This is a genomic window from Photobacterium sp. (assembly GCF_033720175.1).
Lineage (GTDB): Bacteria > Pseudomonadota > Gammaproteobacteria > Enterobacterales > Vibrionaceae > Photobacterium.
This window is the reverse complement of sequence record NZ_JAWWDA010000006.1, coordinates 41,023-63,785: the sequence shown is the minus strand read 5'-3', so window position 1 is coordinate 63,785 and position 22,763 is coordinate 41,023. Positions and strand designations below refer to the sequence as shown.

The following is a 22,763-nucleotide window of genomic DNA, read 5'->3' as shown; positions in this document are numbered from 1 at the left end:
TCAGATCTTGTCCTAGGTTATCAGTATGACGAATGAACGCCGCCGTGGTTTTCTTCGCGTATCTGAACATCAGGCTCAGGAGCTTGAACGTTGGGCGTACCCTGACTACAGCCAGCAGCGAGAGGCACCCAGTGATAATGCCCTTAACTACGATCCGAGCTGGCAGTCAGAGGAGCTTGAAGAGGAAGAAGAACAAGGGCCTCCCCCGTTAACGGCTTCTGACTTAGAAGATATCCGTCAATCAGCCTATGACGAAGGGGTTGCTGAGGGTAAAGCAGCCGGGCACGCTGAAGGTTTCGAGGCCGGCAAGGCCGAAGGACTTGAAACGGGGCTGGTGGAAGGCCGTGAGCAAGGGCTGGAACAAGGGCTGGAGCAGGGGCAAACCCAAATTAGTGAGCAGGTATCGCATCTTATGCAGTTGATTGAGCAGCTTGCCACGCCATTGCAACAAATCGATACCGATGTGGAAAATCAGGTTCTGAATCTGGTAACCAGCCTGACCCGTGAATTAATTCGGGTGGAAGTACAGACTAATCCTCAAGTTATACTCAATACCATCCGTGAAGTGATTGCTACTCTACCGATAGCCGAGCGCCAGACAAAGTTAAGTCTTCACCCTGATGATCTTGACGTGGTGCGCAAAGCATATGGCGAAGAGGATCTGACCGAGCGAAAGTGGTCATTACAGGCGGAGCCGTCACTCAGTCGTGGTGATCTTCAGTTGAAATCACAGGACTCCACGGTCGATTATTTTATTGAAGATCGTATTCGCCATTTATTGCAACAATTTAGTGGAGCCAACAGCCAGCCGTCAGGAGGGCAGTAATGTCTTCGTCATTGGCAATGCGACTCTCTCAATACCAGACTGAAGGCTTAGCGTGTCGCCCTGTTGCTTCCGGACGACTGGTCCGCGTTGTCGGTTTAACGTTAGAAGCCATTGGCTGCCGTGCGCCTGTTGGCAGTCAGTGCCGCGTGGAAACCTTAAACGGTGAGATGGAAGCTGAAGTTGTTGGCTTCTCGGGTGAAACCTTATTTCTGATGCCCAGTGAACAGCTGACCGGAGTGATGCCTGGCGCCCGAGTGACGCCGGTATTACAGGACAGCGGCTTACCTGTCGGGCCGGAATTATTAGGCCGGGTGATCGACGGCGTCGGTAATCCACTTGATGGTCTGGGCGAGATATTTACCGCCACCCGCGCCCCTTTTAATGCCGCGCCGATCAACCCATTAGCGCGTAAGCCGATCAAAGAGCCGCTTGATGTGGGTATTAAAGCCATTAATGGTTTGCTTTCGGTTGGCAAAGGCCAGCGCATCGGATTGTTTGCCGGCTCAGGTGTCGGTAAGTCGGTGACCCTCGGCATGATGACCCGCGGCACGACAGCCCAGGTTGTTGTAGTCGGGTTGATCGGCGAACGTGGCCGGGAAGTAAAAGAGTTTATTGACGAGATCCTCGGTGAAGAGGGACGCCAGCGTGCCGTGGTAATAGCGGCACCTGCTGATGCGTCACCTTTAATGCGTTTAAAAGGGTGTCAGACTGCTCTGACAATCGCGGAATATTTCCGAGATCAGGGGCAAGATGTTCTGTTATTGATGGATTCACTGACTCGATTTGCTCAGGCCCAGCGTGAAATCGCCTTGTCGGTGGGCGAGCCTCCGGCGACCAAAGGGTATCCGCCCTCAGTATTTGCCAAGTTACCGGCGCTGGTAGAGCGGGCGGGGAACGGCAGCGAGAGCCAGGGGTCAATTACAGCCTTCTTTACTGTGCTGACCGAAGGAGATGATTTACAAGATCCCATCGCCGATGCCTCGCGGGCGATCCTCGATGGTCACATTGTCTTATCCCGAGAAATGGCCGATGCCGGACATTATCCGGCCATCGATGTTGAACGTTCGGTTAGCCGTGTAATGCCTGCGATTGTCAGTGACGAGCACATGTTGATGTCAAAAGCCGTGCGGCAGATATTGTCCATTTGCCGCAAGAATCAGGATCTGGTTTCAATCGGTGCGTATAAACCCGGAACGGATCCCAGTATCGACCAGGCCTTTATCTTCAAGCCAAAATTAGACGCTTATCTGCAGCAGGAGATGAAAGAGTCTGTACCATACGATATGTGCGTCAATATGTTGCGCTCAACCTTAAGTGGCTAATCAAACACAAAGACACCGCAATTATGTTGAAAGATAAACAAGCGCCCCAAGGCTAATGGCCTGAGCAAATTGGAACGGCTATGTCAGACAGTGCATTAGAACTGATTTTAAATAAAACCAAAGATGAAGAACATCAGGCATCGCTTGCGTTGAATCAGGCCCGGTTAGAACAGGGAAATTATCTTCAGCAGCTGCAGCAAATAGAACAGTACCGGCTGGATTACTGTAAACAGTTTTCAGTGCGTGGTCAGCAAGGATTAACGGCCAGTTCGTATAGTCACTTACAAAAATTCCTGACTCAGCTTGATGAGACGCTTGCTAAGCAAAAAGAAGCCGGCTATCAGTTTGACTTTCAGGTGGAACAGTGCAGCGAACATTGGCACGAGGTAAGAAAAAAGCGTCGTTCGATCGAATGGCTGTTAGACAAAAAAAAGACGGAACGGCAGCAAAAGCTCGATCGGCAAGAACAACAGATGATGGATGAATTTTCGACCCTGCAGTTTGCTCGCAGGCGTTAGGGGCGAGAGGTTTGAAACGCGCTATTCGCTTTCTGAAATGTATAATCTGGTGCGTTTTTTGCATGAAATTCTTACCGGTATTCTCAATGTAAAGAGTCGCAATGAATTCGTCTAGTCTATTGTCAGCAGATTTTTCAGCATCATTACCTCGCTCGGGGAGCGGTAAAATCGCCGTTGAGGGAAAAGCGACGGCTGAAAGCGTAAAGGGCGATCTGCAACCATCTGCGGCTAGCAATGGAGCAGACCGTTTTGCCAGCGAGCTGAACGACGTAATCAGCGATAAGCAAGACATGCCAGCGAGTGCGGCCAAAAAGGTCAGTTCAGATAACATTGACCCAGAAAATCAGGTGCTTGGTTTTGTTTCCGCACAAACCCTGAGTACCGAAATTGATTCAGATGTAGTGAGCGATGATGTTCAGCTTGCTGAGATAGAACAGATCGTCGACGTGAGCAAATTGAGCGCATCTGCTACCGAGAGCGAACAAATCTCGGGCAAGCAAGCCGACTCACAAGAAACAGCGCTTGATCCGGAAGATAAGCATCAGATAATGGCGGACGCTGAAGAATTACTTAACCGCTTGTCGGCAGCCAATCAGCAACTGTCGGAGTCCCATTCGGCTGCTGGCAAAACGTTGCCGCCAGATGCAGCAACCAGTGATACGGCTAAGCCCTTGATGAGCCAAATGATGGGCTCGGTAACGGGTGACACAACAACTGATGCGTCGAGCGACACTGGCAGTGTGGCGGCAACAGCTACGATGGCGGCTGGTACGCAGGATCCTGCAGGGCTGCCTCTCTCTGAAGCGGACGTTCAGAGCAAATCGGATCTCAGTCCTGAGCAACTGGCGAATGTTTTTGCCGCGTCATCTGCACAGGTAGCTGGGTCGGATAGCCAAGCGAGTGAACTTTTACCGAACCGTGAAGACATCGCTTCTCAGGTGATAGATCCTCAAGTGATGGCCGGGATGGCGGTGACAACCGATGGTGAGCAAGCGGTCGCAGGCAAAGTCAGGTTGTCTGCGCAACTGTTACCGGCAGATATGCCGTCGCAGGTAGAAGCTGACAATATCGGAGGCCTAAGTAAGCTGTCACTGACGACATCTGGCGGGGCGTTGGCAACGACGTTAGCGGCTGCACCCGCAACCGTCGTCAATGGTACCGTTATGGCAGCCCCGGTAGACGGCGCGACGGTGATACCCTGGGCAACCACTCAGGCATCGTCGGTGCTGGCGGGCGCAATGGTGACGACCACCGCTGGAGTGGCAGATCCGACAACAGGTGATACGGCTTTGGTGGATTCGGCGGTTAACAGTGCTGCTCTGGCCGCGACGGTCGAAGGGAGCGCTAACCTCAATGCCGAGACGAAACCGGCTGATATTGCACATCAGATCAGCTCATTGTCCGGGCAACAAAGTATTAACGGGCAGGCAAAAAGTGAAGCCTTAGCGCAGGCACAAACTCCGTTGCAGTTGTCTAAAGAACAAGCCGGCGATCAAGTGGCTGAGCGAGTTAACATGATGATGTCGAAAAACCTCAAACATGTTGATATCCGTTTAGATCCACCCGAGTTAGGTAAGTTGCAGATTAAACTCTCGCTCAACCAGGATCAGGCCTCGGTCCAGTTTACGGTCGGTAATCAGCAAACCCGAGATCTGATTGAACAGGCAATGCCAAGATTACGTGAGATGCTTCATCAGCAAGGATTACAGTTAGCACAAAGCACGGTACAACAAGATGGATCGCGTCAACAACTAGGCCAATCTGGTCAGCAAGGTGGTACCCAGCAACAATCTGGCGGCAGCGACCATACAGGCGGCGAATCGGAAATGGGGCATTCAGGCTCAGAAGCGGTAGAAATGTTTGTCAAGCAGGCTGATGATCGGGTGGATTATTATGCTTAAGAAATAGCGAGACTTAGACTAGTCCCCTATGCGGATGCTGAGAGGCGTCGAATAAAAAGCTGACATTTAAGCTTCTGATTTTAAATAAAATTATAAATAATAAAGGGTAAGAGAAAGAATGGCCGAAGGCGCTGGAAATACGGGAAGCAAAAAAAAGCTTATTATTATCATTGCACTCGTCGTTGTGCTACTGGGTGGCGGCGTCGGTGCATGGTTACTGCTGGGGGATGAGTCCCCTGAGCCGGAAAAGAGCGCTGCCGCCACACAGCAAGCGACTCAGGTTGAGCCGGCTTATTACGTTATCCTTCCGCAACCGTTTATTTTTAATGTCACGGGCGATAAACGCGATCGCCTGGTACAAGTCAAAGTACAGTTAATGGTACGTGGTGATAGTAATGAAGCTGTGGCCATGCAACATACCCCGTTGATTGAAAGTACGTTATTACAAGCATTTGGTGCGGCAACGGTAGAACAGCTACGTACCCCAAGTGGTCGTATTGACTTGCGTACGCAGGCACTGTCTGCGATACAATCTGCGATGATGAAAGTCTCCGGTAACCAAGTCGTCGAGCGTGTGCTCTTCACTGGTTTCGTAATGCAATAGGTTTAATGTGAGTGACTTACTAACTCAAGACGAAATCGATGCCCTGTTACATGGTGTTGATGACGTAGAAGATGAAGAGGGCGAGGTTGCCGGTGACAACCGTGTAGCCGATTACGACTTTTCATCTCAGGACAGAATTGTTCGTGGCCGAATGCCAACGTTGGAACTGATCAACGAGCGTTTTGCCCGCCATATGCGTATCAGCTTGTTTAACATGCTGCGTAAAACGGCAGAAGTATCAATTAACGGCGTGCAGATGATCAAATTTGGTGAGTACCAGAATACACTGTACGTTCCGACCAGTTTGAACATGGTGCGCTTCAGGCCGCTTAAAGGTACGGCATTAATTACTATGGAAGCCCGTCTGGTCTTTATCCTGGTGGAAAATTTCTTTGGTGGTGATGGCCGGTTCCATGCCAAGATCGAAGGGCGAGAGTTTACCCCGACAGAGCGTCGCATAGTCCAGATGCTGCTGAAACTGGTGTTTGAAGACTACCGTGAGTCCTGGTCGCCGGTGATGGGCGTTGAGTTTGAATATCTTGACTCAGAAGTCAACCCGACCATGGCCAACATTGTTAGCCCAACAGAAGTGATTGTCGTCAGTTCGTTCCATATTGAAGTGGATGGCGGTGGGGGAGATTTCCACGTTGTGATGCCGTACTCCATGGTTGAACCGATCCGGGAACTGCTCGATGCCGGTGTGCAGAGCGACAAGATGGATACCGATGTACGCTGGAGCAAAGCCCTGCGTGATGAAATCATGGATGTGCCAGTGAATATTCGCGCCAACCTGTTGGATCTTGATTTATCATTGCGTGATTTGATGGAGCTGCAGGCGGGCGATATTATTCCGATTGATTTGCCGGAATCGGCGATTGTTTTTGTCGAAGATCTGCCAACCTACCGTGCTAAAATGGGGAAATCTGGCGATAACATCGCCTTGAAGGTAACCGAGAAACTCAAGCGTCCGGATATGATGAAAACCGATTTGGCTTTTCTTGACCGTGATGAGTTAGGTTCTGCATTGACAGAAATTAATAGAGATAAATCAGACAATTAAATGACGGGTGTAAGTTATGTCTCAAAATGACCAACAAATTGCTGATGATTGGGCTGCTGCACTTGCAGAGCAGGTGGTTGAAGAAGCCGCACAGCCGGCTCCTCTTGAAGAGCTCACCGATGAAAGCACGCCAATTTCGGATGATGAACGGCGTAAGCTCGATTCGATTATGGACATTCCGGTAACCATTTCGATGGAAGTGGGCCGCACTCAAATCAGTATTCGTAACTTGCTGCAATTGAATCAGGGCTCTGTGGTGGAGCTAGACCGTATTGCCGGTGAATCACTGGATGTCATGGTTAACGGTACGCTGGTTGCTCACGGCGAAGTGGTTGTGGTTAATGACAAGTTTGGTATTCGTCTGACAGACGTGATCAGTCAGACCGAGCGCATTAAGAAACTTCGTTAAGGTTAACCATGAAATATCCGCTATCTTTATTCGCTGGTGTAGGATCTGCCTTTATAAGCCTACCGGTACTGGCTGCACCGGCACCCGAGATCAATGTCGCGACGACGTTAGCCTCGTTGATGCTAGTTGTGTTGCTTATCTTGTTTTTAGCCTGGTTAGTAAGACGAATGAAATTACCCGGTATTCAAGGGTCGGACAGTTCGTTAAAGGTGCTGAAGCAGTTGCCTATCGGTCAGCGGGAACGCATTGTGTTATTGCAGATCGGCAACGAGCAAGTGCTTGTCGGGGTAACGCAACACAATATCTCGCTGCTAACCAAATTAGAAGAGCCGTTGCCCATGGGGGAGCAGCAAAGTGGGGATTTTTCTAACCACCTAAGCAAGTTGTTGAAAATAAATGATAAGAAATAATATTATTGCCGCCACTTTGGCGGCTTTTGCCTTTTTCTTTGCCTTTTCGGTCATGGCGGAAACCACGGCCAATGCGTTACCAGCATTGTCGGCTGGTGCTGAGAGTGTTACGGCCAGCGCGATGAAAAATGAACAAGGTGCATCTCGTTTATTGACCCAAGGCAGTGGCGGCGGTATTCCGGCTTTTTCTGTTACCGTCAATCCTGACGGCACTGAAGATTACTCGGTAACCCTGCAGATCCTGGCATTGATGACAGCCTTAGGCTTCTTGCCGGCAATTGTTATCTTAATGACATCATTTACCCGTATTGTGGTGGTGATGTCGATTTTAAGGCAGGCGATGGGCCTGCAGCAGACACCGTCGAATCAGGTGATTATCGGTATTGCGATGTTCCTGACTTTCTTTATCATGTCGCCGGTACTCGATAAGATCAATACCGATGCTATCCAACCGTATATCAACGAAGAAGTCACCGCGCTGCAAGCTTTCGACGCAGCCCAGCAGCCACTGAGGCAGTTCATGCTGAAACAGACCCGGGTCAAAGATCTGGAAAGCTTTGTTAATATGTCGGGTTCAACGGCAACCGATCCGCAAGACGTTGCGATGACGGTACTGATCCCGGCATTTATTACCTCTGAACTGAAAACGGCATTTCAGATCGGCTTTATGTTGTTCTTACCTTTCTTAATCATTGATTTGGTCGTTGCATCGGTACTGATGGCGATGGGGATGATGATGTTGTCGCCGATGATTGTATCGTTGCCGTTTAAGTTGATGCTATTTGTGCTGGTTGACGGCTGGAATCTGATTTTGTCTACCTTGGCGGGGAGTTTTGGTATCTGATACCAATTCAAAAGGAAATGTTATGACACCTGAAGCGTTTGTCGAAATATTCCAGGAAGCCCTGTACATGGTGTTGCTGATGGTCTGCGCAATTGTGGTTCCGGGCTTGCTGATTGGCTTAGTGGTCGCGGTTTTTCAGGCCGCGACATCCATTAATGAGCAAACGTTGAGCTTCTTGCCTCGCCTGATCGTTACCTTACTGGCCTTGATGTTTTTCGGCCATATGATGACGCAGATGCTGATGGATTACTTTTTCCGGATCGTCGAACAAATTCCTCAGCTGTTATATTAGTCCGGCGGAAAAAGGTAGTCAGTATATGAAAGCTGGATTTTATATCAAAGGGTTGCATATCAGAGTGTCATGTACGAAAAAAACATGCCGCATAGAGACAGGCGAGTAACCTGATGGCCTATCCATCCGAACTGCTGCTTGACTGGATCGCCAATTACTTTTGGCCCCTAACCCGCATCTCGGCCATGATGATGGCGATGACCTTTTTTGGTGCCCGGTTTGTATCTCCTAAAATTCGCTTATATCTGGCCGTAACGATCACGTTTGCGGTGATGCCCGTTTTGCCCAAGGTGCCCGAAGATCTTGCCTTATTGTCTTTACAAGGTTTTCTAACGACCACCCAGCAAGTGATTATCGGCGTCGCGATGGGAATGGTGACGCAGTTTGTTACCCAGACTTTTGTCTTGGTGGGGCAGATCCTTGGTATGCAATCGAGTCTCGGTTTCGCCTCTATGGTCGATCCGGCGAATGGGCAGAATACCCCGGTACTCGGCCAGCTCTATCTGTTTTTGGCGATCATGTTGTTTCTGTCGACCGATGGTCATCTGGCCATGCTCAATCTAGTGGTACTCAGTTTTAAAACCTTACCGATTGGCAAGGCAATGTTACAGCCGGTGGATTATTATCAGTTGACCGAGTGGTTTGGCCATATGTTCAAAGCAGCATTAAATATGGCGTTGGCTGGCGTTATTGCCTTGTTGACGGTGAACTTATCATTTGGTGTTATGACCCGGGCTGCCCCTCAGCTGAATATTTTTTCGCTTGGTTTTTCATTGGCCCTGTTGCTTGGTTTGTTGATCAGCTGGTTTTTGGTGATGGGGATGCTGCCGCAGTATGAATACAACTGGCAGTTTGGTTTTGAACAAATATGCAGTCTGGTTCGAGTCGATTGTTAAATATGGGCTCAACGCGCGGATTAAACGCTTTCCTAGAACCTTATAACGAGAAGATATCTAAATGTCAGATTCAGACGGTCAGGAACGCACCGAATCCGCCACCCCGCGAAGGCTGGAGCAGGCGCGGGAGAAAGGTCAGGTTCCGCGCTCAAGAGAATTGGCTTCAGTTGCCGTGTTGGTAGCAGGTGCCGTTTCGCTGATGTGGTTTGGTGAAGGACTGGGAACGTCGCTTGCTCTGGTTATGTCGAAAATGTTTTCGTTAAGCCGAGATGACATTTTTGACCTGAATAAGCTGTTCTCGATCATTAGCCTGTCGGTCTGGCGTATCGCATTACCGCTGAGTTTAGTGTTGCTGTTTCTTTTTTTTGCGGCGTTAATTGGTGCTGCGGGTTTAGGCGGGGTGAGTTTTTCGGCTGAGGCGGCAAGACCGAAGTTGTCAAAGATGAGCCCGCTAAGTGGCCTGAAGCGGATGGTTGGCAGTCAAAGCTGGATTGAGCTGATAAAATCAATACTCAAAATCGGATTAGTTGCCGGTATGGCATTTTACTTGATGTACGCCAGTCTTGACGATTTTTTCCAGCTCAGCGTTGAAACGTATCCGACTAATATTTTCCATGCGTTAGATATTTTGCTGAACTTTGTCATTTTGATCTGTTGTTCGCTGCTGGTGGTTGTGGCGATTGATGTGCCGTATCAGATCTGGCAGCACAGCGAACAGCTGAAAATGACCAAACAGGAAGTTAAGGACGAATATAAAGACTCTGAAGGTAAACCGGAAGTGAAAGGGCGTATTCGTATGCTGCAGCGGGAAATGGCACAGCGTCGGATGATGGCAGATGTGCCTACCGCCGATGTGGTGATCACCAACCCGGAACACTTCTCGGTTGCTTTGCGTTATGATCCAGATCTTGATAAGGCGCCGATTGTTATTGCGAAAGGCATCGATCATCTGGCACTTAAAATTCGTGAAGTGGCCAATAAGCACAGTATTGATATCGTGCCGGCACCACCGTTGGCACGAGCGATTTATCACTCGACAGAATTGGAACAGCAGATCCCTGACGGGTTATTTACCGCCGTGGCGCAAATATTAGCGTATGTGTTCCAATTGAAGCAGTACCGAAAAGGACGAGGCAAAAGACCAATGCTGGCAAAAGAAGCAATGGATATTCCTGCCGAGTTACGTCACTGATGCTGAACATGTCTCATATGCGCCTGTGTTACCGCGCTCTGTTTAAGGTTATAACCATTTTAAAGCCTGCCAAATGTCACAAAACGCATCCGGTTTCTCGTAGCTTATCCAGACTTCTGTTAGTCTCTCTCGAGGTCAAAAAAATGGCAGTAATTTAGGGCATGATTTTTGCTTTCAATATGGTTCCTAATCAGGCTCAAACATTTTAAAGAGCCTTTCAATAGCAGTTTCAGTAGCGCGCCGAATAATTATATTTCATGAAGTTCTTGATACCTTTTACGGATAAATTACAGTTATCCCGGTTACAGTCTATACCTGCTGTTGGTGCACCAATCATGGTGCTTACAACCTTAGCAATGGTTATATTGCCAATACCTCCCCTGATATTGGATATGGCCTTTACTTTTAATATTGCTTTGTCTTTAGTGGTACTGCTGGTCACCATTTATACACGTCGCCCCCTGGACTTTGCCGCATTTCCCACCGTGCTGTTAATTGCGACGTTGCTTCGCCTGGCACTGAACGTGGCGTCGACGCGCGTGGTGTTACTGTATGGCCATGAAGGCTCTGATGCTGCAGGCCAGGTGATTGATGCCTTTGGTTCCGTGGTCATTGGGGGTAACTATGCTGTAGGCCTGGTGGTATTCCTTATCTTGATGATCATTAACTTCATGGTTGTCACCAAAGGTGCAGGACGTATTTCTGAAGTGAGTGCCCGCTTTACTCTCGATGCCTTGCCGGGTAAACAAATGGCAATCGATGCTGATTTGAATGCCGGACTGATTGATCAGGAGCAAGCGCGTACCCGCCGTTTTGAAGTAACCAAAGAAGCCGACTTTTACGGCTCGATGGATGGTGCGTCTAAATTCGTAAAAGGTGATGCCATTGCCGGTATTTTGATCTTGGTGATCAATATCGTGGGGGGGCTGATTATCGGTATGGGCCAACACGGCCTGTCATTTGGCGATGCCATTGAAATTTATAGCTTGCTGACTATCGGTGATGGTCTGGTCGCTCAAATCCCTTCACTATTACTGTCGATTGGTGCGGCCATGATGGTGACCCGTCAAAATACTGACGAGGACATGGGCCAGCAACTGAACTTCCAGTTATTCAATAACCCGCAAGCATTGATTATTACCGGTGGTATTTTATTTGTCATGGGCATTGTGCCAGGCATGCCCCATATTCCCTTTCTGCTGTTTGCAATGATGATTGGTGGTTTTGCCTATTGGCGCGCGAAAAAAGAAAAAGAGGCGGCATTGGTTGAACAAGAGGCACCATCGACCGAACTGGCATTGCAACCATCACAAAAAGAACTTTCATGGGACGATGTTCAACCGGTTGATATTATCGGCCTTGAAGTCGGCTACCGTCTGATCCCGATGGTTGATAAAGAGCAGGGCGGTGAGTTGCTTGACCGTGTCAAAGGGGTCCGCAAAAAGCTATCCCAGGATTTTGGCTTTCTCATTCCGCCTGTCCATATCCGCGATAATCTGGAATTGCCGCCGAATAGCTACCGTATCAGCTTGATGGGGGTCGCGTGTGGTGAAGCGGATATTCATCCCAATATGGAGCTGGCAATTAATCCGGGCCAGGTATTCGGTACCATTGACGGGGAAAACACGACCGATCCGGCCTTTGGACTGGAAGCCGTGTGGATCATGGAAGCCCAGCGGGAGCATGCTCAGGCGCTGGGTTATACCGTGGTGGATTCGGCAACGGTGCTGGCCACCCATTTAAGCCAGATCTTAACCAACAGTGCGTCTCAGTTGCTCGGCCATGAAGAAGTACAAAACCTGCTTGAGATGCTGGGGCAATCAACGCCTAAGCTCATCGATGGTTTTGTACCGGACCAGCTATCTCTGGGTGTTGTGGTGAAAGTGATGCAGAATCTGCTTAATGAAGCCATACCGGTGCGTGATATTCGAACTATTGTTCAGACTTTGTCTGAATATTCATCGAAGAGTCAAGATCCTGACATACTGACAGCGGCAGCCAGAATCGGCTTAAAGCGCCTAATCGTACAAGAAATCAATGGAATAGAGCCTGAATTACCGGTAATTACATTGGTTCCAGAATTGGAACAACTTTTGCATAAAACCATGCAGTCTGCCGGTGGTGAATCATCAGGCATTGAACCCGGTTTGGCAGAGCGATTACAGCGTTCACTCACCGAGGCGACTCAACAGCAAGAGCTGAAAGGGGAGCCTGCAGTACTGCTCACTTCTGGGGTCTTACGCTCCACCTTAGCGAAGTTTGTTAAAAACACCATTCCAAGCTTACGCGTACTGTCCTATCAGGAAGTTCCTGATGAAAAACAAATACGTATTGTGAATGCGGTGGGTAACTAAGCCCGTAGCAACGAAACAGATTGTGGCTGAGTCAGTAGACAACTGAACAAGTCGGTAATTGAGTAAAACGTACAAGCATGGTGAAGCGCCATCTGACGGGAAGACAAAATTGAAAATTAAACGATTTTTTGCCAAGGATATGCGGACTGCACTGAGCGAAGTGAAAGAAGAGCTCGGTGCTGATGCCGTGATCATGTCGAATAAGAAAGTCACAGGGGGGGTTGAAATTGTTGCCGCCGTTGATACAGACGTCGCCAATGAGCCGCCGAAAGCCCTTCAGGCGACTCGCGATGCACTGGCCAGCCGCCTCGGACAAGCTAAGCGTAAGCTGGCCGATGATCAGGTGCAGTTAAAACAGCCGTCGGCGGTTAGCCGCTTTGCCAATGTGCTGCAAAACTATACCGGCGATAAACCGCAAGCGGGCGAGTCATATCATGAGGCCCAAGACCCGAGTGAAATTGATTCATTATCAGCGTTGTTAAAGCGCCAGTCGAAGCAGCATGGTGCGCAGCCAGAACGTAATAGCCTTAATCGTAGCGGCAGCAGTCAGAATCGCAATAACATGAGTCCGAACCGTCACGGTTACAGCCAGAACGAACCTCGACAAGCTCAAAAAACAAACTTGAATGCTGATGGTTTCAGGCAAGGATCCGCTCGACGCGGTGCTGATGAGCGCCAGTCTCGATCTGCAGGTCTGGGACAGCGCCAGACAAACTCTGCCATGGACCGCGGTGATTTTCATCGTTCTTCTGCTTCGCGCCATAACCCGCAATCTGAGTTGGGCCGTGGTGCCGAGCGGACGAGTCAGTCACGCCTTGATCCTACCCGTTATGACTCAAAATCCGGCCGTCAGAATGATGAGTTTGATGTGATGCGCAATGAAATGGCATCCATTCGCCGGTTGCTGGAACATCAGCTGTCTGGTTTGATGTGGCAGGAAGTTGAGCGCCGTGAACCAATGCGCGCCATGATGATCAAACGTTTAGAAAAAATGGGATTATCACCGGAACTCTCAGATCAGCTGGCGTGTTATATTCCGGAAGATGTCCCGGCCCATGAAGCCTGGCCGGCAGTATTAGATTTATTGTCAGATCAGATTATCACCACCAGCGACTGCATTTTAGAAACCGGTGGCGTCGTGGCGCTTCTGGGTCCCACAGGGGTCGGTAAAACCACCACCATTGCAAAACTGGCAGCACGAGCGGCAATGGACTTCGGACCTGATGAGATTGCACTGGTTACAACTGATACTTACCGTATTGGTGCTCATGAACAATTAGCCACTTATGGCCGAATTATGGGATGTCCGGTACGAGTTGCTAAAGATGCCGAAGAACTTGCCGATATACTTCATCAGTTGCGACATCGCCGTTTAGTACTACTCGATACTGCTGGTATGGGGCAGCGGGATATTCGTTTATCTGAGCAACTTGATACATTGATGCAAAACAGTGGTGCCCATATCCGTAGTTTCCTGGTCTTGCCATCAACGGCACAACGTCGGGTGTTGCAGGAGACGATTGAACATTTCCGTCGGATACCGCTTTCAGGGTGTGTGCTGACAAAACTTGATGAGTCGTTAAGTTTAGGCGAAGTGATGTGCGTAACAATACAAAATGCCTTGCCTATTGCTTACTTAGCAGACGGTCAACGTGTGCCGGAAGACATTAAAGTTGCCACCGGTAACTATCTTGTTTCACGCGCGAATGAATTATTAGAACAAGAAATTAGTCAGCAATCTCATTTCTGGAGTAGTGATAACTCAGACGATCAGGCGGCGGATTTTTATGATTGAGAACATAATGCACGATCAAGCGAGCGGCCTGCGCCGTATGACAAAGTTATCATCCACCAAGGTTATTACAGTAACAGGTGGTAAAGGCGGGGTTGGTAAAACCAATGTTACGCTAAGCATGGCGATATCTATGGCCCGTCAGGGTAAGAAAGTCATGGTGCTCGATGCTGATTTAGGTCTGGCCAATGTCGATATTATGTTAGGGTTACGGTCCGGACGCAATTTGTCGCACGTATTGGCGGGGGTATGTGAGCTTCAGGATATTATTGTTGAAGGTCCTTATGGCGTAAAAATCGTGCCAGCATCATCCGGCACGCAAAATATGGCAGAATTAACCCCAGCACAGCATGCCGGCTTAATCCGCGCGTTTGGCAACTTGCAGGATGATATTGATGTGCTGCTCGTTGATACGGCCGCTGGTATCTCCGATATGGTTCTGAGTTTTTCCCGCGCCGCACAGGATGTGGTGGTAGTGGTGTGCGATGAACCGACCTCAATTACAGATGCTTATGCACTAATCAAATTATTGAGCCGTGAATATGATGTTCAACGGTTTAAAATTGTCGCCAATATGGTACGCAGTTATCGTGAAGGTCGTGATTTATTCACCAAGTTAACCCGGGTAACAGAGCGCTTTTTAGATGCAAACTTGGAATTGGTGGCCTGTGTACCACTGGATGATTGCGTCCGCCAGGCTGTGAAGCGGCAGAAAATCGTCGTTGAAGCATACCCTCGTTGTCCGGCATCATTAGCATTAACGTCTCTGTCCAACAAAGCGCTGACCTGGCCCATTCCCAGCCATGCTGGTGGTCATCTGGAGTTTTTTGTTGAGAGGTTAATCGTAAAAAAAGCGCCTGTTGAGGTGTTGGTCGGTGAATAAAGCACTCACTTACGGACGCTACAAAGAAAGTCCGCAAGCGTTTATCGAGCGTTATTCCTCGTTGGTTAAACGCATTGCCCATCATCTTATGGGTCGTCTTCCTCCAAGCGTGCTCGTAGAAGATTTGATTCAGTCCGGCATGATCGGTTTGCTGGAAGCACAAAAAAACTACGATCCGACCAAAGGGGCGAGCTTTGAAACCTTTGCCGGTATTCGTATTCGGGGAGCGATGCTCGATGATCTTCGTCGTGGCGACTGGGTTCCTCGTTCTGTTTATAAAAATAGCCGACGTATCAGCGAGTCCATTTCCCGGTTAGAAAATGAACTGGGGCGTGACCCGAATGATCAGGAAATCGCTGAATATCTCGAAATGACACTCGATCAGTACCATCAGGCGTTAAATGATGTTAATTGTGGGCGTCTGGTTGGGATGGATGATCTCGGCGTGTCAGAAGATGCAGTGGCAAGTGAAGAGTCACTGGAAGAAAATCTTCCCTTTCAGGGCGTTGTAGATGATAATTTCCGTCAATCATTGACCGAAGCCATTAAGGAATTACCTGAAAGAGAGGCTTTGGTTCTGTCTCTTTATTATGATGAAGAACTCAATCTTAAAGAGATCGGGGCCATTATCGGGGTAAGTGAATCCCGAGTTTGCCAGATTCAGAGTCAGGCTATGCAACGTTTACGATCCAAGCTGAAAGCTTGGGCTGTTTAATACTGTTTAGTATTACTAAATTAAACCTAGATAAAAACACTGTGACCTCAGTGGAGGCAACTTTGAACAAAAACATGAAAATCCTCATTGTTGACGACTTTTCAACAATGCGCCGTATCGTTAAAAACTTACTACGTGACTTGGGCTTTAATAACACCCTTGAGGCGGACGACGGATTGACTGCACTACCAATGCTGAAGAAAGGTGATTTTGACTTTGTCGTTACCGATTGGAATATGCCGGGTATGCAAGGCATTGATTTGCTGAAGCACATTCGTGCCGATGAGGAATTAAGACGCCTGCCGGTACTGATGATCACGGCCGAGGCAAAGCGCGAGCAGATTATTGAAGCCGCACAAGCCGGTGTAAATGGGTACATTGTTAAGCCATTTACCGCCGCAACACTAAAAGAAAAATTAGAGAAGATCTTTGAGCGGTTGCAGTAATCATCATTAGCCGGATGCTAAAAGGATAATAATAATAATGATTTCACTCGATCAGGCAAAACAGCTCGTCAGTTTGCTGGAGCAAGGCAAACAGGCCGATGCCAACTTGCTTGTGCAGACTTTGGTTTCCGATAGTCATGATCCTATGTTTGCGGAAGTGGGCAAAATAACCCGACAGTTACATGACTCGCTGGCCAATTTTCGCCTGGATCCACGCATTAATGACTTAGCGAAGACCGAAATACCTGATGCTCGTGGCCGTTTGTCCTATGTGATAGACAAAACCGAAGCGGCAGCAAATAAAACAATGGATGCGGTTGAAATCACATTACCTATTGCTGACAAACTGCATCAGAACTTGCTGCAAGTTCAGCCACAGTGGAAACAATTGATGAACGGGCAGATTGAACTCAGTGAGTTCAAAACGCTCTGTCACGGCATTGATGATCTGTTGGTACAGGTTGAAGGTGATAGCAGTGAGCTTCGAAACCATTTAACGGAAATCCTGATGGCTCAAGATTTCCAGGATCTTACCGGTCAGATTATTCGCCGGGTGATTGAATTGGTGCATGAAGTTGAAGATCGATTAGTTGATATCCTGAAAGCTTTTGGCATGGAACAAGATGACAGAACCGAATCCCTCAAGGAAGTGAACGCGCTTGCTGCTGAAGGACCAATCGTCAATGCCGAAGAACGCTCTGATGTGGTGGCTTCTCAAGATGATGTTGATGATTTGCTATCCAGTCTTGGATTTTAAGGGAAATTTATGAGCTTTGATTTAGACGAAGACATCCTGCAGGACTTTCTGGTTGAAGCAGGAGAAATTCTTGAGCTGCTATCTGAGCAGTTGGTAGAGCTTGAACGCTGCCCTGATGATTCAGAGTTGTTGAATGCCATTTTCCGTGGTTTTCACACTGTTAAAGGTGGCGCAGGCTTTCTCTCTTTAGCTGAACTCGTTGATGCGTGCCATGGTGCGGAAAACGTGTTCGATCTGCTTCGTACTGGCAAGCGCCAGGTTACGTCTGAATTGATGGATGTGATTTTAGAAGCGTTAGATACGATCAATGTGATGTTTGCTCAGGTTCAGGAACATGAACCCCTGGCTCCGGCAGATCAAAGCTTGCTTGATGCATTGCATCGTTTCAGCCATCCGCCGACAGAAGCTGAGTTAGCCGGGTCCGCGGTGGCAGAATCCATCGCAGCAGAACCGGCCTCAGATCCTGCACCGGTAGCCGAAGTGCCCGCTGCTGCATCTGCAATGGCGGGCAGTTCCGTTAATGACATGACTCAGGATGAATTTGAACGCCTGCTTGATGAGCTTCACGGGCAAGGCTCAGGTCCGTCAGTGGAGCAATCGCAAGCCATGAATTCACCATCTTCGGCAAATCAGAATGTGGTTTCTCAACTCCAGGCTGAAACTGGCGACATTACGGATGATGAATTTGAACGTCTGTTGGATGAACTGCATGGCAGTGGCAACGGACCTGCGAATAGTCCGAGTGCTTCAGTTGCCCCTGTCGCCTCAGTGCCAGAGGCGGAGACGGCGTCATCAGTTCCTGCTTACAGTGGTTCGAGCGCCGTTGGCGATGACTTGATGTCAGACGATGAATTTGAACGTCTGTTGGATGAACTGCATGGTAGTGGCAAAGGTCCTACCGCAGAAGAATTAGAGATGGCGACGAAATCCGTTGCTGATCTGATCGCTGAAACAAGTCCGGCGCCAGCACCGGTTACGCCCGTTACTCCTGCGCCGACAAATCAGCCAGTTGCCGTACGTAAAACACAGCCAGTGGCTGCGAAAGATAAAGTGAAACCACAAGTTGATACAACCGTGCGAGTTGATACCTCAACCCTCGATACCATTATGAATATGGTGGGTGAACTGGTACTGGTACGAAACCGCCTGGTTAGTCTTGGCTTGAATACCAACGACGAAGAAATGTCAAAAGCTGTATCCAATCTGGATGTGGTGACCGCCGATTTGCAGGGTGCGGTGATGAAAACCCGTATGCAGCCCATCAAGAAAGCTTTCGGTCGTTTCCCTCGCGTGGTTCGCGATCTCGCGCGTACATTGAAGAAAGATATCGTGCTGGAAATGCGCGGAGAAGAAACCGATCTTGATAAGAATCTGGTTGAGGCACTAGCCGATCCATTGGTTCACCTGGTGCGCAACTCTGTCGATCACGGTATTGAAATGCCGGATGTCCGTGAGAAAGCCGGTAAGCCGCGCGAGGGTACCGTACTGCTCTCTGCTTCCCAAGAAGGGGATCATATCTTACTCACGATCGAAGATGATGGTGGTGGTATGGATGCGGACAGACTGCGAGCGATTGCCGTTGAGCGTGGTGTGATGGATGCAGATGCAGCTTCTCGTATTTCTGATCACGAAGCGTATAACCTGATCTTCGCACCGGGCTTCTCGACCAAGAAAGAGATTTCAGATATTTCTGGCCGTGGTGTTGGGATGGACGTCGTCAAAACGGCAATTAACCAGTTAAACGGTTCTATCTATATTGATTCAGCGCTTGGTAAAGGTACCCGGATTGATATTAAAGTGCCACTAACACTTGCCATTCTGCCAACTCTGATGGTAGGCGTGGCAGATCAGCCATTTGCTTTGCCTCTGGCCAGTGTTAACGAAATTTTCCATCTGGATCTGCGTAAGACAAATACCGTAGACGGTCAGTTAACGATCATTGTTCGTGATAAGGCAATCCCGTTGTTCTACCTGCAAGACTGGTTGGTGGGAGCTCGCGTATCAAAAAATGAGCGCGCTCATGGACATGTGGTGATTGTCCAGATTGGTCACCAGCGAATTGGGTTTGTCGTTGATGCCTTAATCGGCCAAGAGGAAGTCGTGATCAAACCGCTGGATGCTCTGCTTCAGGGCACGCCGGGTATGGCTGGTGCAACCATCACCAGTGATGGTCACATTGCACTGATCCTTGATGTTCCGAATCTGCTGAAGCATTACGTTGGTCACTAGTTAGTGACTGATTAATTGTATGAGTCAGTCAGGATCTCCGGCCCCTGACTGATCATTAAGATCCGGTAATTTATAACGACGAGATAAATACTAAATGGCAGTAAAAGTATTGGTGGTAGATGATTCGAGTTTTTTTCGTCGCCGAGTAAGTGAAATCATTAATGCGGATCCTCGTCTTGAAGTGATTGGTAATGCCGTTAACGGTAAAGAAGCTGTTGAGTTAACTCAGAAGTTGCAGCCTGATGTGATTACCATGGACATTGAAATGCCTGTAATGGATGGCATTACGGCGGTCCGTGAAATCATGAAAATTGCGCCAACGCCGATTTTGATGTTCTCATCACTGACTCACGAAGGCGCAAAATCAACGTTAGATGCACTGGATGCAGGTGCATTGGATTTTCTGCCGAAAAAATTTGAAGACATCGCGCGCAATCGCGACGAAGCGATCGGTTTATTACAAAAGCGCGTGGCCGAATTAGCCCGTAAGCGTTTATTTATGCGTCGTGCTGTTCGTACGGCAGCGCCTGCGACCAATACCGCTCGTGAGCTGACGAAGCCTCTTTCGACTGGACGTGCGGCAGTTGCTCAGACGTCATTGAAACCCGCGGCGGCAACGCGTCCGCTAGCGCGTCCGGCAACGGCTAAGCCGCTGGCTCGTTTTAAAGCCTCGGGGAAAAAATACCAGTTAATGGCTATCGGGACGTCGACCGGAGGACCTGTTGCACTGCAGAAAGTATTGACCCGGCTTCCCGCCAATTTCCCGTATCCAATTGTATTGATCCAACATATGCCAGCGACGTTTACCGCGGCATTCGCTGCGCGATTGAATAACCTTTGTAAGATCGGAGTCAAAGAAGCAGAGGATGGCGATGCCTTACAAGCCGGAGTTGCCTATCTGGCACCAGGCGGTAAGCAAATGATGGTGGAAGGACGTCCGGGAGCAGCACGTATTCGCATTCTTGATGGTGGTGAGCGCATGAATTATAAACCATGTGTTGATGTCACCTTTGGTTCTGCTGCCAAAGTCTACCACGACAAAGTCTTGTCTATGGTATTGACGGGCATGGGGGCTGATGGCCGGGAAGGTGCTCGGATGCTGAAAACAAATGGCTCGACCATTTGGGCTCAAGATGAAGAGAGTTGTGTGGTCTATGGAATGCCGCAAGCAGTTGCTAAAGCGGGGATTTCTAGCGAAGATTTGCCGCTGGAACGTATTGCAGAGCGTATTCTGGTTGAGGTTGGACTGGGATAAGGAGCGGGCATTGATAGTCTGGAGTATTGCTAACCAAAAAGGCGGCGTTGGTAAAACGACAACGACGGTGGCCTTAGCTGGCTTGTTAAGCGAGCGAAATAAGCGGGTATTGTTAGTTGATACTGATCCCCATGCTTCGCTGACCACATATTTGAATTTTGATGCTGATCATGTACCAGCCAGTTTATTTGACCTGTTCCAGCTACCTGCAATATCTCGTTCCGCCGTACAGCCATTAATATTGAGCACAGCGTTTAAAGGGATCGATATTATTCCTGCCCATATGTCGCTGGCAACACTCGACAGGGTAATGGGAAATCGGGGTGGTATGGGGTTGGTGCTGAAAAGGGCAATGCAGACTCTGGTTGATGACTATGACTATGTGTTGATCGATTGCCCGCCGATTCTGGGGGTCATGATGGTGAATGCCTTGGCCGCGAGTGATCGGATTCTGATCCCGGTACAAACTGAATTTCTGGCCATGAAAGGGCTGGAACGGATGATGCGCACATTGCAGATCATGCAGAAATCCAAACCTGCAGGCTTTAAGGTCTGTATTGTGCCAACGATGTACGACAAGCGAACCCGGGCATCATTGCAGACATTGCAGGAGCTTAAAGTCAGGTTTCCCGACCAGGTGTGGGCCTCGGCTGTGCCTATTGATACCAAGTTCCGTGATGCCAGCATCAAACATATGCCGCCATCCTTGTTTGCTCGTAATTGCCGCGGTGTTTTTGCTTATAAAACCTTATTAAATTATCTTGAGCGATTAGAACAAGATGAACGATAAAAATCGGTTATCCAGCGAACAAGCGCTGGACGATTATTTTTTTGATTTGCTGGCTGAACCGTCATTGTTTGACGAGGGAGCAGCGGCAGAACAAAAGACAGCTGTCATTGAAGAAAGTGCAGGTGTACTTTCTTCTGCCCCTGCTATCGAGCAAGATTGCGATCATTGCGGCAATCTCAGCGAAGATTCGGCGCTCGCCAAAGGCCATCACCCTGCGGAACAGCAGGATAGCCAAGATCTGCAGAGTGCTGAGGCTGATAATGGCTGTGGGCCAACCGCGACGCCGTTTGATTTTGACCAGTTATCTGGCGAGATAGCAAACTTATCTGATGGATTAGAAGCGCGATCAGGTTCGGCGGATGCGTTATCAGAGGCTGGCGTTGGTTTTGGTGCAATCGTTTCTGAAGGGGCTGGGCCGACAAGAGGAAGCCAGGCATCGGGATGGGTGCTCCAGGCAGAGCCAGTTGCCAAGTTGCAACCGAAGTCGAGCGATCGTTCACCGGCAACCGCAGTATTCGATAATGAACGTTCGGAATTACAAGGCGTTCAACGGCTGCTGAGTCAGATGAGCCGGATGCAACAAGAGATCCAGCTGGAAAGTGATGGGCTGATTGCCACACAGACGGAAGCGGAGTTTCTGGCTGTTGCTGAGACCGACAGTGTGGCGCTTCAGCCTGCAATAACAGAACCGGACATTGAGCCTGTTGTACCGGAAGAGTCACAGATTGATTTTGAACCTGGCGTGTCAACGTTACGTCAGGTAAAAGAAGGTGGAGATGAGCCGCCTGAGCAATGGCGTAAGCTTGGCTCTGAGCAGGCATTTCAAGCATTGTTTTTCGAGGTTAATGGCGTCACGTTTGCCGTGGCGTTGAATGAGCTGGGCGGTATTCACCAAATGGGTGAATTGAATCATTTGCTTGGCCGTCCCGCTTGGTATTTAGGGCTGCTGACCAATCGAGAAAAACAGTTCGATGTGGTGGATACGGCTTGCTGGGTGATGCCAGAAAAACTAGGTACGGATGAATACCAGGAAAATTATCGTTATATCGTGATGTTAGGTGAGAGTAAGTGGGGGCTGGCTTGTGATAAGCTCCACGGCACTGAAACCCTGACAGAGCAAAGTGTCCGCTGGCGGGAAAAGGCAGGAAAGCGCCCTTGGCTTGCTGGAATGGTTAAAGAAAAAATGTGTGCTCTAATTCATGTTAATGCTCTTATCTCAATGCTGAATGAGGGTTTAGATGTTAAGGGTATTATGTGACGATGGGTCA

22 protein-coding genes are annotated in these 22,763 nt (G+C 49.0%); all 22 read left to right on the top strand.

The window, feature by feature from the left end:
• The first annotated feature begins 25 nt into the window (after positions 1 to 25).
• Positions 26 to 826, top strand: coding sequence for a flagellar assembly protein FliH (gene fliH / locus R3289_RS08480; RefSeq protein WP_318925093.1), 801 nt, complete (start codon positions 26 to 28; stop codon positions 824 to 826).
• Positions 826 to 2,148 carry a flagellar protein export ATPase FliI gene (fliI, locus tag R3289_RS08475; protein ID WP_318925092.1) on the top strand — a complete coding sequence of 441 codons (1,323 nt, stop codon included), beginning with the start codon at positions 826 to 828 and terminating at the stop codon, positions 2,146 to 2,148. The genes fliH and fliI overlap by 1 nt, the downstream gene beginning before the upstream one ends.
• Before the next feature lie 80 nt (positions 2,149 to 2,228).
• Positions 2,229 to 2,666 carry a flagellar export protein FliJ gene (gene fliJ / locus R3289_RS08470; RefSeq protein WP_318925091.1) on the top strand — a complete coding sequence of 146 codons (438 nt, stop codon included), beginning with the start codon at positions 2,229 to 2,231 and terminating at the stop codon, positions 2,664 to 2,666.
• Positions 2,667 to 2,767: 101 nt separating this feature from the next.
• Complete coding sequence (locus R3289_RS08465; protein WP_318925090.1) at positions 2,768 to 4,567, top strand: flagellar hook-length control protein FliK; 1,800 nt, start codon at positions 2,768 to 2,770, stop codon at positions 4,565 to 4,567.
• 118 nt (positions 4,568 to 4,685) lie between these two features.
• Positions 4,686 to 5,171, top strand: coding sequence for a flagellar basal body-associated protein FliL (gene fliL, locus R3289_RS08460; protein ID WP_318925089.1), 486 nt, complete (start codon positions 4,686 to 4,688; stop codon positions 5,169 to 5,171).
• A 7-nt stretch (positions 5,172 to 5,178) separates the two neighbouring features.
• A complete protein-coding gene (gene fliM / locus R3289_RS08455) occupies positions 5,179 to 6,231 on the top strand; it encodes a flagellar motor switch protein FliM (RefSeq protein WP_318925088.1) in 1,053 nt (350 codons plus the stop codon).
• 16 nt (positions 6,232 to 6,247) lie between these two features.
• Entirely contained in the window at positions 6,248 to 6,640 is a 393-nt protein-coding gene (gene fliN / locus R3289_RS08450) for a flagellar motor switch protein FliN (protein WP_318925087.1), read from the top strand.
• An 8-nt stretch (positions 6,641 to 6,648) separates the two neighbouring features.
• Positions 6,649 to 7,050 (top strand): flagellar biosynthetic protein FliO, encoded by a 402-nt coding sequence (gene fliO, locus R3289_RS08445; RefSeq protein WP_318925086.1) that lies wholly within the window; start codon positions 6,649 to 6,651, stop codon positions 7,048 to 7,050.
• Positions 7,037 to 7,894 carry a flagellar type III secretion system pore protein FliP gene (gene fliP / locus R3289_RS08440; protein ID WP_318925085.1) on the top strand — a complete coding sequence of 286 codons (858 nt, stop codon included), beginning with the start codon at positions 7,037 to 7,039 and terminating at the stop codon, positions 7,892 to 7,894. Before fliO ends, fliP begins: the two co-directional genes overlap by 14 nt.
• Positions 7,895 to 7,916: 22 nt before the next feature.
• Entirely contained in the window at positions 7,917 to 8,186 is a 270-nt protein-coding gene (gene fliQ, locus R3289_RS08435) for a flagellar biosynthesis protein FliQ (protein WP_107281740.1), read from the top strand.
• A gap of 113 nt (positions 8,187 to 8,299) precedes the next feature.
• Positions 8,300 to 9,082, top strand: a complete 783-nt coding sequence (fliR, locus tag R3289_RS08430) for a flagellar biosynthetic protein FliR (RefSeq protein WP_318925084.1) — start codon at positions 8,300 to 8,302, stop codon at positions 9,080 to 9,082.
• Between the two features lie 61 nt (positions 9,083 to 9,143).
• The gene (flhB, locus tag R3289_RS08425) at positions 9,144 to 10,274 is read left to right on the top strand and encodes a flagellar biosynthesis protein FlhB (protein WP_318925083.1); all 1,131 of its coding nucleotides are present in this window, start codon (positions 9,144 to 9,146) and stop codon (positions 10,272 to 10,274) included.
• Between the two features lie 257 nt (positions 10,275 to 10,531).
• Complete coding sequence (gene flhA, locus R3289_RS08420; RefSeq protein ID WP_318925082.1) at positions 10,532 to 12,628, top strand: flagellar biosynthesis protein FlhA; 2,097 nt, start codon at positions 10,532 to 10,534, stop codon at positions 12,626 to 12,628.
• 109 nt (positions 12,629 to 12,737) lie between these two features.
• A complete protein-coding gene (gene flhF / locus R3289_RS08415) occupies positions 12,738 to 14,423 on the top strand; it encodes a flagellar biosynthesis protein FlhF (protein WP_318925081.1) in 1,686 nt (561 codons plus the stop codon).
• A complete protein-coding gene (locus R3289_RS08410) occupies positions 14,416 to 15,303 on the top strand; it encodes a MinD/ParA family protein (RefSeq protein ID WP_318925080.1) in 888 nt (295 codons plus the stop codon). Before flhF ends, R3289_RS08410 begins: the two co-directional genes overlap by 8 nt.
• Positions 15,296 to 16,018: an RNA polymerase sigma factor FliA gene (locus R3289_RS08405; RefSeq protein WP_318925079.1), complete on the top strand. Its 723-nt coding sequence runs from the start codon at positions 15,296 to 15,298 to the stop codon at positions 16,016 to 16,018. Before R3289_RS08410 ends, R3289_RS08405 begins: the two co-directional genes overlap by 8 nt.
• Before the next feature lie 74 nt (positions 16,019 to 16,092).
• The gene (cheY, locus tag R3289_RS08400; protein ID WP_318925250.1) at positions 16,093 to 16,464 is read left to right on the top strand and encodes a chemotaxis response regulator CheY; all 372 of its coding nucleotides are present in this window, start codon (positions 16,093 to 16,095) and stop codon (positions 16,462 to 16,464) included.
• Between the two features lie 37 nt (positions 16,465 to 16,501).
• A complete protein-coding gene (locus R3289_RS08395; RefSeq protein ID WP_318925078.1) occupies positions 16,502 to 17,221 on the top strand; it encodes a protein phosphatase CheZ in 720 nt (239 codons plus the stop codon).
• A 9-nt stretch (positions 17,222 to 17,230) separates the two neighbouring features.
• Entirely contained in the window at positions 17,231 to 19,450 is a 2,220-nt protein-coding gene (locus tag R3289_RS08390) for a chemotaxis protein CheA (protein WP_318925077.1), read from the top strand.
• A 94-nt stretch (positions 19,451 to 19,544) separates the two neighbouring features.
• On the top strand, positions 19,545 to 20,705 hold the full coding sequence (locus R3289_RS08385) for a chemotaxis response regulator protein-glutamate methylesterase (protein WP_318925076.1): 1,161 nt from the start codon (positions 19,545 to 19,547) through the stop codon (positions 20,703 to 20,705).
• A gap of 10 nt (positions 20,706 to 20,715) precedes the next feature.
• The gene (locus R3289_RS08380) at positions 20,716 to 21,495 is read left to right on the top strand and encodes a ParA family protein (protein WP_318925075.1); all 780 of its coding nucleotides are present in this window, start codon (positions 20,716 to 20,718) and stop codon (positions 21,493 to 21,495) included.
• Positions 21,485 to 22,753, top strand: coding sequence for a chemotaxis protein CheW (locus R3289_RS08375; RefSeq protein WP_318925074.1), 1,269 nt, complete (start codon positions 21,485 to 21,487; stop codon positions 22,751 to 22,753). The genes R3289_RS08380 and R3289_RS08375 overlap by 11 nt, the downstream gene beginning before the upstream one ends.
• Positions 22,754 to 22,763 lie beyond the last annotated feature (10 nt).

What these genes read in the sequence shown, in the direction of transcription:
- fliH (WP_318925093.1), top strand. Translation starts at nt 26, where the DNA reads ATGACGAATGAACGCCGCCGTGGTTTTCTTCGCGTATCTGAACATCAG.
- fliI (WP_318925092.1), top strand. Translation starts at nt 826, where the DNA reads ATGTCTTCGTCATTGGCAATGCGACTCTCTCAATACCAGACTGAAGGC.
- fliJ (WP_318925091.1), top strand. Translation starts at nt 2,229, where the DNA reads ATGTCAGACAGTGCATTAGAACTGATTTTAAATAAAACCAAAGATGAA.
- R3289_RS08465 (WP_318925090.1), top strand. Translation starts at nt 2,768, where the DNA reads ATGAATTCGTCTAGTCTATTGTCAGCAGATTTTTCAGCATCATTACCT.
- fliL (WP_318925089.1), top strand. Translation starts at nt 4,686, where the DNA reads ATGGCCGAAGGCGCTGGAAATACGGGAAGCAAAAAAAAGCTTATTATT.
- fliN (WP_318925087.1), top strand. Translation starts at nt 6,248, where the DNA reads ATGTCTCAAAATGACCAACAAATTGCTGATGATTGGGCTGCTGCACTT.
- fliO (WP_318925086.1), top strand. Translation starts at nt 6,649, where the DNA reads ATGAAATATCCGCTATCTTTATTCGCTGGTGTAGGATCTGCCTTTATA.
- fliP (WP_318925085.1), top strand. Translation starts at nt 7,037, where the DNA reads ATGATAAGAAATAATATTATTGCCGCCACTTTGGCGGCTTTTGCCTTT.
- fliQ (WP_107281740.1), top strand. Translation starts at nt 7,917, where the DNA reads ATGACACCTGAAGCGTTTGTCGAAATATTCCAGGAAGCCCTGTACATG.
- fliR (WP_318925084.1), top strand. Translation starts at nt 8,300, where the DNA reads ATGGCCTATCCATCCGAACTGCTGCTTGACTGGATCGCCAATTACTTT.
- flhB (WP_318925083.1), top strand. Translation starts at nt 9,144, where the DNA reads ATGTCAGATTCAGACGGTCAGGAACGCACCGAATCCGCCACCCCGCGA.
- flhA (WP_318925082.1), top strand. Translation starts at nt 10,532, where the DNA reads ATGAAGTTCTTGATACCTTTTACGGATAAATTACAGTTATCCCGGTTA.
- R3289_RS08410 (WP_318925080.1), top strand. Translation starts at nt 14,416, where the DNA reads ATGATTGAGAACATAATGCACGATCAAGCGAGCGGCCTGCGCCGTATG.
- cheY (WP_318925250.1), top strand. Translation starts at nt 16,093, where the DNA reads ATGAAAATCCTCATTGTTGACGACTTTTCAACAATGCGCCGTATCGTT.
- R3289_RS08395 (WP_318925078.1), top strand. Translation starts at nt 16,502, where the DNA reads ATGATTTCACTCGATCAGGCAAAACAGCTCGTCAGTTTGCTGGAGCAA.
- R3289_RS08390 (WP_318925077.1), top strand. Translation starts at nt 17,231, where the DNA reads ATGAGCTTTGATTTAGACGAAGACATCCTGCAGGACTTTCTGGTTGAA.
- R3289_RS08385 (WP_318925076.1), top strand. Translation starts at nt 19,545, where the DNA reads ATGGCAGTAAAAGTATTGGTGGTAGATGATTCGAGTTTTTTTCGTCGC.
- R3289_RS08375 (WP_318925074.1), top strand. Translation starts at nt 21,485, where the DNA reads ATGAACGATAAAAATCGGTTATCCAGCGAACAAGCGCTGGACGATTAT.